The 516-nt window shown below is 66.1% G+C and carries 1 protein-coding gene; it reads right to left on the reverse strand.

Annotated elements, in window-relative coordinates; translation table 11 throughout:
• Nucleotides 1-516 (reverse strand): NAD(P)-binding domain-containing protein (locus B879_RS24385; protein WP_238542273.1); only part of this gene is annotated, 516 nt, incomplete at both ends.

Here is a 516-nt window from a genome sequence, read left to right on the forward strand (position 1 = left end):
ATCCAGGCACAGCATGGGGCGCCGTCGATGGCCTTGGCGGAAATCTTTTCGAGCATCGGGCCCAGCGCGTCGTAGGGCTGCTTCGAACCGCCGGGCATGATCGAGGGGCCCAATAGGGCGCCCTCTTCGCCGCCGGAGACGCCGATACCCACAAAGTGCAGGCCCTTTTCGGCCAGCGCGGCCTCGCGTCGGCGGGTGTCGACGAAGTTGGAGTTACCGCCATCGATGATGATGTCGCCCTCTTCGAGCAGCGGGACCAGAGAGTCGATGACCGAGTCAACGGGGCCGCCGGCCTTGACCATGATCAGCACGCGGCGGGGAGTCTCGAGGCTTGCGACCAGCTCTTCCACGGTCTCGGTGCGGATGAATTCGCCCTCGTCGCCGTGGGCCTCCAGCAATGCGTCGGTCTTGGCGATCGAGCGGTTGTGCAGGGCGACGGTGTATCCGTTGCGGGCGAAGTTCCGGGCGAGGTTTGCGCCCATGACGGCTAGGCCGGTGACGCCGATCTGTGCAGGC

Origin of the sequence: Cecembia lonarensis LW9 (assembly GCF_000298295.1) — a bacterium.
GTDB lineage: Bacteria > Bacteroidota > Bacteroidia > Cytophagales > Cyclobacteriaceae > Cecembia > Cecembia lonarensis.